The sequence below is a fragment of the Mesorhizobium sp. CA16 genome (assembly GCF_020165175.1).
Taxonomy (GTDB): Bacteria; Pseudomonadota; Alphaproteobacteria; order Rhizobiales; family Rhizobiaceae; genus Mesorhizobium.
In genome coordinates this window covers 46079-58435 of sequence record NZ_JAIUHP010000020.1, presented here as the reverse complement: position 1 = coordinate 58435, position 12357 = coordinate 46079, and the positions used below count along the sequence as shown (strand labels likewise).

The window sequence follows — 12357 nt, the reverse complement described above, 5'->3', positions numbered from 1 at the left end:
CCGGAGACAAAACCATGGCCGAGACCGACAGCAGAAAAACAATCGTGCTCACCGGCGCCAGCCGCGGCATCGGCCATGCGACGGTGAAGCGCTTTTCGCGCGAGGGCTGGCGCGTCATCACCTGCTCGCGCCAGGCCTTCGCCGAGGATTGCCCGTGGCCGGCCGGCCCCGAGGACCACATCAAGGTCGACCTCGCCGACCAGGAAGATGTGGGCATCGCCGTTTCGGAAATCCGTCACCGGCTTGAGGCGCATGGCGGACAGCTGCACGCCCTGGTCAACAACGCCGGCATCTCGCCGAAGCTGAAAGACGGCAGGCGCATGGACTCGATCGAGACGCCGATGCATGTCTGGCGCGACGTGTTCCAGGTCAATTTCTTCGCGCCGATCATGCTGGCAAGGGGGCTGTTCAAGGAACTCGCCGCTGCCAAGGGCTCGATCGTCAATGTCACCTCGATCGCCGGCACACGTGTGCATCCGTTCGCCGGCACGGCCTATGCGACATCGAAAGCGGCGCTCGGCTCGCTGACGCGCGAGATGGCACATGACTTCGGCCCGCACGGCATCCGCGTCAACGCGATCGCGCCGGGCGAGATCGACACGGCGATCCTTTCGCCCGGCACCGACAGAATAGTCGAGACGATCCCGCTGAGACGACTGGGCGCCACTTCGGAAGTGGCCGACATCATCTTCTTCCTGTGCTCGGGCCAGGCGTCCTACGTGACCGGCTCGGAGATCCACATCAATGGCGGCCAGCACGTTTGATGGCTGACTTCAGATCATGGTGACAACGGCCTTGCCGCTGAAGCTGCGTTGCCGCAGCGCGTCCAGGGCCCGGCCGATCTCCGTCCACGGCACGGTCATGGCCACGCGCGTTTCGAGCCTGCCGGCCGCGACAAGATCGAGCAGCGCGGCGATGTCGGCGCCGATGGCTGAACCGGACGTGTAATAGGCGAAGGTCTGAAGCCTCGCGCCTTCGTGGCCCGGAACGAACTGACGGAAACCGATCGGCGTGAGCTCGCCGCTGCTCGAACCGAACATGACGATGGTCCCGCCGGGCGCGATGCGTTCGATCGCATCGGCGAGGCTTTTGCCGCCGACCGACTCGGTGATCAGCGAAAAGGATCCCTCGGCCAGTTCGATCGACTCGACGACCTGCCCGGCGCCCAGATCGCGAAGGTCATCGTGATGCCGCGCCGAAGCGACCGCTGTCACTGAAGCGCCTTGCTCGCTGGCGATCTGGACCTGGAAGCGGCCAACCGCGCCGCTTGCGCCGGTGATCAGGACCTGCTGTCCGGCGAGATCGCCGCCATGGCGCAAGGTTCTCAGCGCCGTCGTGCCCGCGACCGGAAGCGTGGCTGCGGACGCGAAGCTGACCGCGTCCGGCACGACGGCAAGACGATCGGTCGGGACCGCGACCCGTTCGGCCCAGCCGGCCTGGTCGGCCAAGGCGGCAACGCGCGTGCCCGCGGTCGGGCCCGAGCCATCGGCCGCCGCGCGCTCGACAATGCCGGCGATGTCCTGGCCAGGTATCCACCCGTCTGGTCGGATGCCGAGCAGGCGCAGCTCGCCACGATTCAACGATGTTGCATGAACTGCCACCAACGCTTCATTTCCATTGCAGTTTGGGTGATCGACCTCGGTGAGCTTCAGCCGGTCGGGGCTGTCGGAAGAGATGGCGAGAGCGAGCATGGGCCCATCCTTTTGAAATTGGCGTTTGGGAGTCGCGATCGATTGACGAATTGGCTGGAGCCTATCGACTTTCCTGGTTGAAGAATTTAGAGATAAGGCCAGATGATCGCTGAAAGCAGTCAAGGATGAGACAGCCGCTTCGCTGGCCCTGGCTGGATTTCGACGTCGACGACGTGGCTGCGCCGGCGATGGCCGTTGGCGTCGATGTCACCGAGACCAGGGCCGAGGCGCGCGAGCATTGGCACCGCAAGGGGCAGCTCGTCTTCGCGCTCGGCGGCGGCGTCACCTGCCGCGTTGCGAGCGGGCTTTGGATGGTGCCGCCGCATTGCGGGGTGTGGGTGCCGAGCCGCATGGAACACAGCAACATCGCGACGGCGAATGCGCGGATTTTCTTCGTCTATATCGAGCCCGGCGCCGCCGACCTGCCGGACCGGTGCTGCACGCTTTCGATCTCGCCGCTGCTGCGCGAGTTGATCATCGAACTGTCGGAGTGCGCGCCGAACGATGCACGCGGCAACTTCCTGGGAAGCGTGCTGCTCGCGGAACTGCCGCGTATGCCTGTGCAGCAATTGCATTTGCCGATCTCGGCCGAGCCGCGGCTGCGGCGGATCGCCGAAGCGCTGGCCGACGACCCCGCCGATCGCAGCACGTTGGCGCAATGGGCCGGCCGCGTCGCGCTCAGCGAGAGCAGCCTGGCGCGGCTCGTTGTGAAGGAGACGGGCCTGAGTTTCGGACGCTGGCGCCAGCAGCTGCATCTGATCGTGGCACTTAGAGAGTTGTCTTCCGGCGCCAGCGTGCAGCAGGTGTCGGGCGATCTCGGCTATGAATCCGTGACCGCTTTCATCACCATGTTCAAAAAGGCGCTGGGCAAGCCGCCGGCAAAATACCTCAGCGATATCGCGCAGAATGGCGGCTCCGCGTTCCTGGCCTGACATCCATCAAGCGGGCTGCGGATCGATCTCCATGCCAGGCGCGGCCGGATCGGTGGTCTTGCCGGTCACCACCTCGACGATGCCGCGGGCGATCTCGCGCTCGCCCATGATCACGATGTCTGCGCCGAGCCCTTTGAGATGCTCGACCTCGGCATCGGAATGAGCGCGGGCAATGACGTTGATCGCCGGATTGGCCGTGCGGGCCCGAAGCACGATCTGTCCTGCCTCGAAGGCGTTGGGAATGGCGAGGATCAGCCGCGTCGCGCCCTCCGGGTTGGCGGCCGCGAAGACGTCCGCATTGGCGGCGTTGCCGGCGATGGTCTCGACGCCGTCGTCGCGCAGCTTGGCCAGCGTCTTGTCGGCGTCCTCGATCACCAGGAAGGGCAGGGCGGCTTCTTTCAGCGCAGCGCCCACAAGGCTGCCGACCCGACCATAGCCGATGAGGATGGAATGGCCGGCGAGGGTCGTCTTCGGCGGCGGGCCGTCTTCCTTTTCTGGAGCCGCCGACACCGAAGCGACCTGGCCGGGCTCGGTCGCCGGGCCGATAGGCCTTTGCTCTTCGGCCGGCGCGGCCTTGCCGGCGCGCTTTTCCAGCCATGGCTTCATCCAGTCGACAACGAGGAACATCAGCGGGTTGAGCAGGATCGAGAGGATGGCGCCAGCGAGGATCAGGTCGCGGCCCTGCTCGGGCAACAGTTTCAGGCCGACGCCAAGCTCGGCCAGGATGAAGGAGAATTCGCCGATCTGGGCAAGGCTCGCCGAAATCATCAGCGCGGTCGCGATCGGATAGCGGAAGGCGATCACGATAACGAAAGCGGCGATCGACTTGGCGATAATGATGATGGCCAAGGTGGCGAGAATCGGCAGGCCGTTGCTGATCAGGCTGAACGGGTCGAACAGCATGCCGACCGAGACGAAGAACAGCACCGAAAAGGCGTCGCGCAGCGGCAGCGATTCTTCCGCCGCGCGGTGGCTGAGCTCGGATTCGCTCATGATCATGCCGGCGAAGAAGGCGCCGAGCGCCAGCGAGACGCCGAACAGCTTCGCCGCGCCGAAGGCGACGCCGAGCGCGATGGCCAGCACCGCGAGCCGGAACAATTCCCGGGAGCCGGTATGGGCGACGTAATGCAGGATCCACGGAATGACCCTGCGGCCGACCACCAGCATGACCACGACGAAGGCGGCGACCTTGGCGAGCGTGACGCCGACCACGCCCCAAATGCCATAGCTGGCGGGCAGCGAAAGCAGGCTCGCATGGTCGTCGACCTGAGGCTGGCCGCCGAGCACGCCGGCGAGCGCTGGCAAGAGCACCAGCGCCAGCACCATGGCGAGATCCTCGACGATCAGCCAGCCGACGGCGATGCGGCCGCGCTCGGTCTCGATCAGCCGCCGCTCCTGCAAGGCGCGCAAAAGCACCACGGTCGAGGCGACCGAAAGCGCCAGGCCGAAGACCAGGCCGGCGCCCAGCGACCAGCCGAGCAGCCAGGCAAGTCCGACGCCGAGCAAGGTCGCAAAGCCGATCTGCACGATGGCGCCCGGCACGGCGATGGCGCGGACGGACAGAAGGTCCTTCAGCGAAAAATGCAGGCCGACGCCGAACATCAAAAGGATGACGCCGATTTCCGCGAGTTCATTGGCAAGGCTGGCGTCGGCGACGAAGCCGGGCGTGTTCGGACCGACAAGGACGCCAGCGACAAGATAGCCGACGAGCGGCGGGATGCGGAACCGGTTGGCTAAAGCTCCGAAGACAAAAGCAAGCCCCAGACCGGCAACGATGGTGGCGATAAGGGGCGTGTCATGCGGCATTGTGTTTTGCGCGCCTTTCGAAAATTCACGATGTCGGATGGGCGCCCGCCGAGGCCGTCGCCTTCGGCAATATGATGGACGCAGCGGCTATGATGCAACCGCCGCCGCGCAGAATTCGACGCTGAAGGCGGCGCGCACCGGAAATCGGCGCCGCGCCGACAAAGAGACGGCTTCGGGACGCGACCCAGCCTCGAAGCCGCTTTTTTTCGGTGCCTTATGCCGCTTGCAACAGGTTCTCGATGTCGGGAATCGTATGGTTCGTGAGTGTCTTGGGGATTTCCGCCTGCACCTTCTCGCAAACCTCCTTGTGCAGCTTCTGGCGCATCTCGCCAAGCACCTGCGGCGGCGCAATCAGCACGACCGCGTCGAACGCGCCGCGGTGCGCCAGCTTGTAGAGCCGGTCGGCAATCTCGACGGCGAAGCGCTCCTTGCCGAGACGGTGCCAGTCGGTTTCCTCGACGGCGCTGCGGGGACCCTCGTTGCTCTGGCGGCCCGGCTTGTCGCTGCCTTGCTCGCGCGTGGCGGGGTTCTCCTGCTCCATCTCCTGCACCACTTCGAGGTTCGGGAACTTGGCGTCGCCCTGGTTGCGCAGGAAAAGGGCCTTTTCGCCATCAGCCACGATGACCCACAGTCCGTGTTTCAGCTTGATGCTCATGGCGTTCCTCCTTGCTTGCTGCTTGCCGATAGATGGAGCTTGGGATCCGCAAATGGATTGCTAGGCAAACGAGCCGCGAGGCATGATTGTTCCGATCCGGCGATGGCCTCTCGATCGCTTCCGGCAGACTCGGTCGAGCGCCTATCCCGCAGGGTCAGCTTTAATCTACTAACTTAGTAGAATTTAGAATAAACTGTTTTGCGGCTTTCTCGGTCAGGCGCTAAAAATTACGACGGATCAAGGCTGTTTCTTATGCCGCTCCGGCCGTCTCAGCGTCAAAGTAGAATTTTTTTCTCTTGGCCTTCGCAGTTGCGAAAAAGCGATTGCCTGCCGTTCGGCGACGCGCGAGTGCTTGCCTTCTGATTTTGGGCGTGGCCACGTAAAACTGCCAAAGTATTCCAATATTGCTCATCGCCATGTCGCCAGCCAACGCCAAGCTCAATGCCTTTCCCGTCTTCATGCGGGTCGACGGCGAAGCCGTAGCCATCGTCGGCAATGGCGAGGAGGCGCTCGCCAAGGCGCGGCTGCTTTCGCAATCGAGCGCGGTGTTGCGCATCGTTGCCGACGATGCCAGCGACGGCCTGCTGGATTTCATCGCGTCGGCCGGCGCTGTTCACATCAACGCAGCCTATGAGGCCGCGCATCTCCAAGGTGCCGCCCTGGTGTTCGCCGCCAGCGGCGACGAGGCGCTCGATCGCCGCGTCGTCGAGGACGCGCGGCGGCTGGGCATTGCGGTCAACGCCGTGGATCGTCCAGAGCTGTGCGATTTCTTCACGCCCGCATTGGTCAACCGGGCGCCGGTGGCGATCGCCATCGGCACGGAGGGCGCCGGACCGGTTCTGGCGCAGATGCTGCGCGGGCGCATCGACCGCATGCTGTCGCCGTCGCTCGGCCGGCTGGCGGCACTTGCCGCGTCTTTCCGCGCCGCCGCCGAGACGCTGCCGAAAGGCAATCGGCGCCGCCGCTTCTGGACCGATTTCTTCGCCGGTTCGCCGGCCAAGGCCATCGAAGCCGGCGACCTCGCCGAGGCGCATGGCGCGGCGCTCGAGCTTTTGGCTCACGATGCCCCGGTCGAGGGGCATATCGCGCTGGTCGGCGCCGGTCCGGGCGCGGAGGACCTTTTGACCTTGCGCGCGCATCGCCTGCTGTTGGAGGCCGATGCCATCGTCTACGACGCGCTGGTGCCGGAAGCGATCGTCGCCATGGGTCGCCGCGACGCCGAGCGCCTGCCGGTCGGAAAACGCAAGGGCTGCCATTCCAAGAGCCAGGAAGAGATCAACGCGCTGCTCATCGAGCTGGGCCGCGCCGGCAAGCGCGTGGTGCGGCTGAAGTCCGGCGATCCGCTGGTGTTCGGCCGTGCCGGCGAAGAGATGGCGGCGCTGCGCGAGGCCGGGATCGCCTATGAAGTGGTTCCGGGCGTCACCGCCGCTTTCGCCGCCGCCGCCGACTTCGAGCTGCCGCTGACGCTGCGCGGCGTTTCGTCCTCGATGGTGTTTACCACCGGCCACGACCTCAAGGGCAACTCGCTGCCCGACTGGGCCAAGCTTGCCATTTCGGGCGCGACCGTTGCCGTCTATATGGGCCGTTCGGTCGCGGCGGAAGTCGCCGGCCGGCTGATCGAAGCGGGACTGTCGCCGGATACTGCCGTTGCCGTCGTCGAGAATGCCAGCCTCGGCAACCGTCGCCGTTTCCACGGCACGCTTGCCGACCTGCCGTCGCTGGAGGAGCGCGCCGATCTCACCGGACCGGTGATGACGATCATCGGCGACGCCGTCGCCGGCGCCAATTTTGAACAATCCGAGCCGCTCGCGGCACATAAGCATGAGGGCGCGGCTTCAGCCGTGGCCGAAGGAGTTGGGCAATGAAGGTTCTCACCGCGAACAGGCTCTCCGACGGCATCGCCGTCTGGTACGCCGCCGGCGGTTGGGCGGAGACGGTTGGTCACGCCGATATCGCGCATGATAAGACGGCGGAGGACCGGCTGGAAGCGATCGGCGCCGCGGCTGGAGCCAACAACGAGGTGGTCGACGTCAACCTGATCGACGTCACGGTGGTCGATGGCTTGGTCGAACCGGTGCGGCTGCGCGAAAAGATACGCGCCGCGGGCCCGACCATCCGCACCGATCTCGGCAAGCAGGCGAGCCCGCAACCGGCGCGGGCGGCTTAAACCCAAGAAAAGCAGCGGGCGGACGCGCCCTGAAAGACGAAGCATGTACCGTTACGACGAGTTCGACCAGGATTTCGTACACGCCCGTGTCGCCGAGTTCAGCGACCAGGTGCAGCGCCGGCTTGCCGGCGAGATCACCGAGGACCAGTTCCGGCCGCTCAGGCTGATGAACGGCGTCTATCTGCAACTGCACGCCTATATGCTGCGCATCGCCGTGCCTTACGGCACGTTGAACAGCAGGCAATTGCGCATGCTCGGCCACATCGCGCGCAAATACGACAAGGGCTACGGCCATTTCACCACGCGCCAGAACATCCAGTTCAACTGGCCGGCGCTGTCGGACATCCCTGCGATCCTCGCCGATCTGGCGAGCGTCGAGATGCACGCCATCCAGACCAGCGGCAACTGCATCCGCAACGTCACCGCCGACCATTTCGCGGGAGCCGCCGCCGACGAGGTCGCCGATCCGCGTCCCTATGCGGAAATCCTGCGCCAATGGTCGTCGGTGCATCCCGAGTTCTCGTACCTGCCGCGCAAGTTCAAGATCGCGGTGACCGGCGCCGAGCGCGACCGCGCCGCCATCCAGACGCATGACATCGGCCTGCATCTGAAGAAGAACGCCGCCGGCGAGCTGGGCTTTGCCGTCTACATAGGCGGCGGCCAGGGCCGCACGCCGATGGTGGCGAGAAAGATCCGCGACTTCCTGCCGGAGGCGGAGTTGCTGTCCTACTGCACGGCCATCCTGCGCGTGTACAACCTCTACGGCCGTCGCGACAACAAGTTCAAGGCGCGCATCAAGATCCTGGTGCACGAGACCGGCGTGGAGGAGATCACCCGCCAGGTCGAGGCCGAGTGGCAGGAACTGAGGGACGCCGAGCTCAAGCTGCCGGAAGCCGATATCCAGGCGATCAACGCCTATTTCGCGCCGCCGGCGCTGGTTTCCCGTCCGGAAGGCGATGATGCGGTGAAACAGGCCAGGCTCGATTCGAAGAGCTTTTCGGAATGGCTCGACCAGAATGTCGTGACGCATCGCCATCCCGACTATGCGGCGGTGACGATCTCGCTCAAGGGCATCGGCGAGGTGCCTGGCGACGCAACGGACAGCCAGATGGAAGCGGTTGCCGACATCGCCGAGAAATACGCCTTCGACGAATTGCGCGTCAGCCACGAACAGAACCTGATCCTGCCGCATGTAGCGCGCGCCGACCTCAAGGCCGTCTACGACGCGCTGGTCGAGATCGGCCTGGCGACAGCCAATTCCAATCTGATCAGCGACATCATCTCGTGCCCGGGCCTCGATTATTGCGCGCTGGCCACGGCGCGCTCGATCCCAGTAGCGCAGGAAATCTCGCGCCGCTTCGCCTCGCTGGAGCGGCAGCGCGAAATCGGCGAGTTGAAGCTGAAGATCTCCGGCTGCATCAATGCCTGCGGCCACCACCATGTCGGCCATATCGGCATTCTGGGCGTGGAGAAGAAAGGCACCGAGCTCTACCAGGTGACGCTCGGCGGTTCGGCCGACGAAAACACATCCGTCGGCGAGATCATCGGCCGCGGCTTCTCCTCGGATGAGATCACCGATGCCATCGAGCAGATCGTCGATACCTATCTCGGCCTTCGGCTCAGTCCTGACGAACGTTTCATCGACGCTTACCGCCGTGTCGGTCCCGCGCCGTTCAAGGAGGCGCTCTATGCTGGCGAAACCAAGGCCGCTTGACCGGACAGGCGAAGTCGAGACCGGCGTTGCCGCCGAGGCAGCGGGGCTCGACGCGCTGTTGGGCCATCTGAAGCCGATCGAGATCATCGAACGGTCGGCGCACGAATTCCGCGGCGCGGTCGCCGCGGTGTCTTCCTTCGGCGCGGACTCCGCCGTGCTGCTGCACATGATTTCGGAGATCGACCGCGCGCTGCCGATCATCTTCCTCGACACCGGCAAGCATTTCGAGGAGACGCTCGGCTATCGCGACGCGCTGGTCGCCGATTTCGGCCTCACCGACATCAGGGTGATCAAGCCGGAAGAGACCGCGCTCCAACGCGTCGACCCGACCGGCAGGCTGCACGAGACCGACACCGATTCCTGCTGCAATGTGCGCAAGGTCGAGCCGCTGGCGCGCGGCGTCGAACCGTTCCGCGCCTGGTTCACCGGGCGCAAGCGCTTCCAGGCTTCGACGCGCACGGCTTTGCCCGTCTTCGAGGCCGTCGGCTCGCGCATCCGCATCAATCCGCTGGCGCATTGGACGACATCGGACCAGGCCGACTATATGCGGGCGCATGCGCTGCGCGAAAATCCGCTGGTCGCCTATGGCTATCTCTCGATCGGCTGCTTCCCCTGCACGCAGCCGGTGCAGCCGGGCGAGGACGCGCGCAGCGGCCGCTGGGCGGGGCACGCCAAGACCGAGTGCGGCATTCATTTGTCGGGGCTGGAAAAGTCGCTGACCGACGCCTCACTTTAGGATACGCCGATATTCAGGTGATGCCGGCCTGCAAATGGCGACTTCCTGCGCTTCCGGTGCTCACGTACTTCAAGTACGCTCCACTCCGGTTCTCGGAAGCCACCATTTTCGGCTCGGCCTGACCTGAATCTCGACATATCCTTGGGACTCTTTGGAACTTTAGGAATTTTGATGACTGGATCGACGACAGCGGGGACCCGCCTCTGGACCCGTGACGGTTTTCGCGAGGATGAGTGGACCCACGCCGAAAGCGCCGAGGCGCTTGCCGGCAACGGCCGTTTCATCCTGCCTCTGCAGGCTTTTCTCGGGCTGGATGAAGACGTTCGCAAATCGGCCAAGGAGCGTCTCGGCGTGCTGCTGCAGCCCGGCGACGAGCTGGACAAGATAACTGGCCTGCTCGACCAGCTGTCGCTGGTGGCGCTGGCCTTCCCGGCCTTCAATGACGGCCGCTCTTTTTCCAAGGGCGAATTGCTGCGCGCCCGGCATCAATTCAAGGGCGCGGTGCGCGCCACCGGGCAGGTGCTGGTCGACCAGCTGCCGCATATGCTGCGGCTCGGCTTCGACGAGTTTGAGGTCTCCAATCCGGTGCTCTTGAAGCGGCTGGAGGAAGGCCGCACCGGCGGCTTGCCGCTTTACTACCAGCCGGCGGTCGAACCGGAGGCCAAGGGCCCAAAATATTCCTGGCGGCGTAAGCGCCCCAGCTGACGCGGCATTTCATAGGGCAAATGAAATCGCTGTGGTCCGACCAGCGTCGCGCATTTTGTTGGTCAGCTCAGCTCAAGATAGGTTTGGAAAGCTCGCTGCGCTGGTCTGGTCAGACCACATTGGCGATTCGGGCTTCCGCTTCGGCCGACCTGCCCTTAGGATAGGGCCATTACTTCGTACCACGAAATAACGGCCAGCTAAGGGAGGAAGCAGCATGGCAGGCAAGAAGATATTGATGCTCGTTGGCGAGTTCAGCGAGGAATACGAGATTTTCGTCTTCGAGCAGGCCATGCATGCGGTCGGCCACACCGTCCACGTCGTGTGCCCGGACAAGAAGGCCGGCGACGTGCTCAAGACCTCATTGCACGACTTCGAGGGCCACCAGACCTATACCGAAAAACCCGGTCACGATTACATCCTCAACAAGACCTTCGCCGAAGTGAACCCAGCCGACTACGATGCTGTCTATGCGGCGGGCGGCCGCGGGCCGGAATATATCCGCATCGACAAGCGCGTGCAGGCGCTGGTCAGGCATTTCCATGAAACCGGCAAGCCGATCTTCACCATCTGTCATGGCGCGCAGATCCTGATCGCGGTCGACGGCGTGGTGCGCGGCAAGGAAGTCGCGGCGCTGCATTATTGCGAGCCGGAAGTGACGCTTGCCGGCGGCATCTATATCGATGTCGCGCCGACCGGCGCCCATGTCGACGGCAATCTGGTTTCAGCCAAGGGCTGGCCAGGCCTAGCCGCCTTCATGCGGGAATGCCTGAAGGTGCTCGGCACCGAGATCCGTCACGGCGAAGTGCTGATGCGCGACGACAGGAAGGCGGCCTGAAACTTGTCAGTTGCGGCGCGCGGCTATTGACGCCGCGGGTCGTCCGCGTTCTCCGCCTCGGCACCGTCGAGGCGGTCAAGCAGGTCGGTCAACTGCCGGGGCATCTCCCTTTCCAGGCGAAATACCGGCAAGGTGCGCAGAAAGCGCTTCGTCGCTTCGCTGCCCGCCTGCCGCCTAATATCGTTGGCCAATTCGGCGCGCCTGTTGCCGCTGTTGCCGTTCATCGTCCCAAATCCTGTGTCGGCTTCGAAACTCCCGCAGCCGGTTCATGGTTCCCGTAGCAGTGCTCGAGAGCAAGCAAAGCTGCGTGATAGGGTAAAGTTTGAATTAATTTGGAACGGCAGCCTGCCACCAGCCGCCTGCGCTTGCCCCTTGATTTTTGCCCTCCAAACCTCGATATCGGGCGCAAATCCAGAGCAATTCGAAATGACGGGAAACGCGATGAGCGACCAGGCAAAAGACGAACGCACGCCCGAAGAGATGGAAGCCGCCGAGGCTTCCGGCGAGCGTGCGGAGGGCGGCGTCGACGGCGACTACGAAGCGCTGGTGCGGCTGCTGAAGGAAAACGAGGAACTGAAGGACCGCGCGCTGCGCGCGGCGGCCGAAATGGAGAATTTGCGGCGGCGCACCGCGCGCGATGTCCAGGACGCCCGCGCCTATGCCGTCGCCAATTTCGCGCGCGACATGCTGTCGGTGTCCGACAATCTGCGCCGCGCGCTGGACGCGATTCCCGCCGAGGCAAAGGCCAGCGGCGACGCCGGCTTCAAATCGCTGATCGAAGGGGTCGACCTTACTGAGCGCGCCATGCTTTCGGCGCTGGAGCGCCACGGCGTGAAAAGACTCGCGCCCGAAGGCGAGAAGTTCGATCCGAACTTCCACCAGGCGATGTTCGAGATCCCCAATCCGGATGTTCCCGCAGGCACTGTCGTCCAGGTGGTGCAGCCGGGCTATTCGATCGGCGAGCGCGTGCTGCGGCCAGCGATGGTCGGTGTCGCCAAGGGCGGCCCGAAGGCGGCCGCCGAGGCCAAGGTCGAGCCGGGCCCGGTGAACGAGCAGGCCGAGAAGGATGCGTGAGAGTAGCGAATAGGAAGTAGTGAGTAGGGGCTGATATTTATC

At 64.5% G+C, this 12357-nt stretch carries 13 protein-coding genes; 9 read left to right on the top strand and 4 right to left on the bottom strand.

Annotated elements, in window-relative coordinates; translation table 11 throughout:
• Positions 1-14 precede the first annotated feature (14 nt).
• Complete coding sequence (locus tag LB525_RS24350) at positions 15-764, top strand: SDR family NAD(P)-dependent oxidoreductase (RefSeq protein WP_095769240.1); 750 nt, start codon at positions 15-17, stop codon at positions 762-764.
• Between the two features lie 9 nt (positions 765-773).
• Here the strand turns inward: LB525_RS24350 and LB525_RS24345 are convergent, their stop codons facing one another.
• Complete coding sequence (locus tag LB525_RS24345; RefSeq protein ID WP_224548157.1) at positions 774-1691, bottom strand: zinc-binding dehydrogenase; 918 nt, start codon at positions 1689-1691, stop codon at positions 774-776.
• A 125-nt stretch (positions 1692-1816) separates the two neighbouring features.
• On the opposite strand from LB525_RS24345, the gene LB525_RS24340 reads away from it, so the two are divergent.
• Complete coding sequence (locus tag LB525_RS24340) at positions 1817-2623, top strand: AraC family transcriptional regulator (RefSeq protein ID WP_224548155.1); 807 nt, start codon at positions 1817-1819, stop codon at positions 2621-2623.
• A 6-nt stretch (positions 2624-2629) separates the two neighbouring features.
• Here LB525_RS24340 and ybaL read toward each other — a convergent pair whose 3' ends face one another.
• Both ybaL and LB525_RS24330 read right to left on the bottom strand, forming a co-directional pair.
• A complete protein-coding gene (gene ybaL / locus LB525_RS24335; RefSeq protein WP_224548153.1) occupies positions 2630-4429 on the bottom strand; it encodes a YbaL family putative K(+) efflux transporter in 1800 nt (599 codons plus the stop codon).
• Between the two features lie 214 nt (positions 4430-4643).
• Positions 4644-5084, bottom strand: coding sequence for a host attachment family protein (locus LB525_RS24330; protein WP_095769243.1), 441 nt, complete (start codon positions 5082-5084; stop codon positions 4644-4646).
• 416 nt (positions 5085-5500) lie between these two features.
• On the opposite strand from LB525_RS24330, the gene cysG reads away from it, so the two are divergent.
• The 6 genes from cysG (at position 5501) to LB525_RS24300 (ending at position 11241) form a co-directional block, all read left to right on the top strand.
• Positions 5501-6949 (top strand): siroheme synthase CysG, encoded by a 1449-nt coding sequence (gene cysG, locus LB525_RS24325; protein WP_224548151.1) that lies wholly within the window; start codon positions 5501-5503, stop codon positions 6947-6949.
• The gene (locus LB525_RS24320; RefSeq protein ID WP_224548149.1) at positions 6946-7251 is read left to right on the top strand and encodes a DUF2849 domain-containing protein; all 306 of its coding nucleotides are present in this window, start codon (positions 6946-6948) and stop codon (positions 7249-7251) included. Before cysG ends, LB525_RS24320 begins: the two co-directional genes overlap by 4 nt.
• 43 nt (positions 7252-7294) lie before the next feature.
• Complete coding sequence (locus LB525_RS24315) at positions 7295-8965, top strand: nitrite/sulfite reductase (RefSeq protein ID WP_095769246.1); 1671 nt, start codon at positions 7295-7297, stop codon at positions 8963-8965.
• Positions 8940-9701, top strand: a complete 762-nt coding sequence (locus LB525_RS24310; RefSeq protein ID WP_224548147.1) for a phosphoadenylyl-sulfate reductase — start codon at positions 8940-8942, stop codon at positions 9699-9701. Before LB525_RS24315 ends, LB525_RS24310 begins: the two co-directional genes overlap by 26 nt.
• 171 nt (positions 9702-9872) lie before the next feature.
• Positions 9873-10406 (top strand): DUF934 domain-containing protein, encoded by a 534-nt coding sequence (locus LB525_RS24305; RefSeq protein ID WP_095769248.1) that lies wholly within the window; start codon positions 9873-9875, stop codon positions 10404-10406.
• A gap of 214 nt (positions 10407-10620) precedes the next feature.
• Positions 10621-11241, top strand: coding sequence for a DJ-1/PfpI family protein (locus LB525_RS24300; RefSeq protein ID WP_095769249.1), 621 nt, complete (start codon positions 10621-10623; stop codon positions 11239-11241).
• Positions 11242-11264: 23 nt separating this feature from the next.
• Here the strand turns inward: LB525_RS24300 and LB525_RS24295 are convergent, their stop codons facing one another.
• The gene (locus LB525_RS24295; RefSeq protein ID WP_224548145.1) at positions 11265-11465 is read right to left on the bottom strand and encodes a hypothetical protein; all 201 of its coding nucleotides are present in this window, start codon (positions 11463-11465) and stop codon (positions 11265-11267) included.
• 217 nt (positions 11466-11682) lie between these two features.
• On the opposite strand from LB525_RS24295, the gene grpE reads away from it, so the two are divergent.
• A complete protein-coding gene (gene grpE / locus LB525_RS24290) occupies positions 11683-12315 on the top strand; it encodes a nucleotide exchange factor GrpE (RefSeq protein WP_224548143.1) in 633 nt (210 codons plus the stop codon).
• Positions 12316-12357 lie beyond the last annotated feature (42 nt).

What these genes read in the sequence shown, in the direction of transcription:
- LB525_RS24350 (WP_095769240.1), top strand. Translation starts at nt 15, where the DNA reads ATGGCCGAGACCGACAGCAGAAAAACAATCGTGCTCACCGGCGCCAGC.
- LB525_RS24345 (WP_224548157.1), bottom strand. Translation starts at nt 1,691, where the DNA reads ATGCTCGCTCTCGCCATCTCTTCCGACAGCCCCGACCGGCTGAAGCTC.
- LB525_RS24340 (WP_224548155.1), top strand. Translation starts at nt 1,817, where the DNA reads ATGAGACAGCCGCTTCGCTGGCCCTGGCTGGATTTCGACGTCGACGAC.
- ybaL (WP_224548153.1), bottom strand. Translation starts at nt 4,429, where the DNA reads ATGCCGCATGACACGCCCCTTATCGCCACCATCGTTGCCGGTCTGGGG.
- LB525_RS24330 (WP_095769243.1), bottom strand. Translation starts at nt 5,084, where the DNA reads ATGAGCATCAAGCTGAAACACGGACTGTGGGTCATCGTGGCTGATGGC.
- cysG (WP_224548151.1), top strand. Translation starts at nt 5,501, where the DNA reads ATGTCGCCAGCCAACGCCAAGCTCAATGCCTTTCCCGTCTTCATGCGG.
- LB525_RS24320 (WP_224548149.1), top strand. Translation starts at nt 6,946, where the DNA reads ATGAAGGTTCTCACCGCGAACAGGCTCTCCGACGGCATCGCCGTCTGG.
- LB525_RS24315 (WP_095769246.1), top strand. Translation starts at nt 7,295, where the DNA reads ATGTACCGTTACGACGAGTTCGACCAGGATTTCGTACACGCCCGTGTC.
- LB525_RS24310 (WP_224548147.1), top strand. Translation starts at nt 8,940, where the DNA reads ATGCTGGCGAAACCAAGGCCGCTTGACCGGACAGGCGAAGTCGAGACC.
- LB525_RS24305 (WP_095769248.1), top strand. Translation starts at nt 9,873, where the DNA reads ATGACTGGATCGACGACAGCGGGGACCCGCCTCTGGACCCGTGACGGT.
- LB525_RS24300 (WP_095769249.1), top strand. Translation starts at nt 10,621, where the DNA reads ATGGCAGGCAAGAAGATATTGATGCTCGTTGGCGAGTTCAGCGAGGAA.
- LB525_RS24295 (WP_224548145.1), bottom strand. Translation starts at nt 11,465, where the DNA reads ATGAACGGCAACAGCGGCAACAGGCGCGCCGAATTGGCCAACGATATT.
- grpE (WP_224548143.1), top strand. Translation starts at nt 11,683, where the DNA reads ATGAGCGACCAGGCAAAAGACGAACGCACGCCCGAAGAGATGGAAGCC.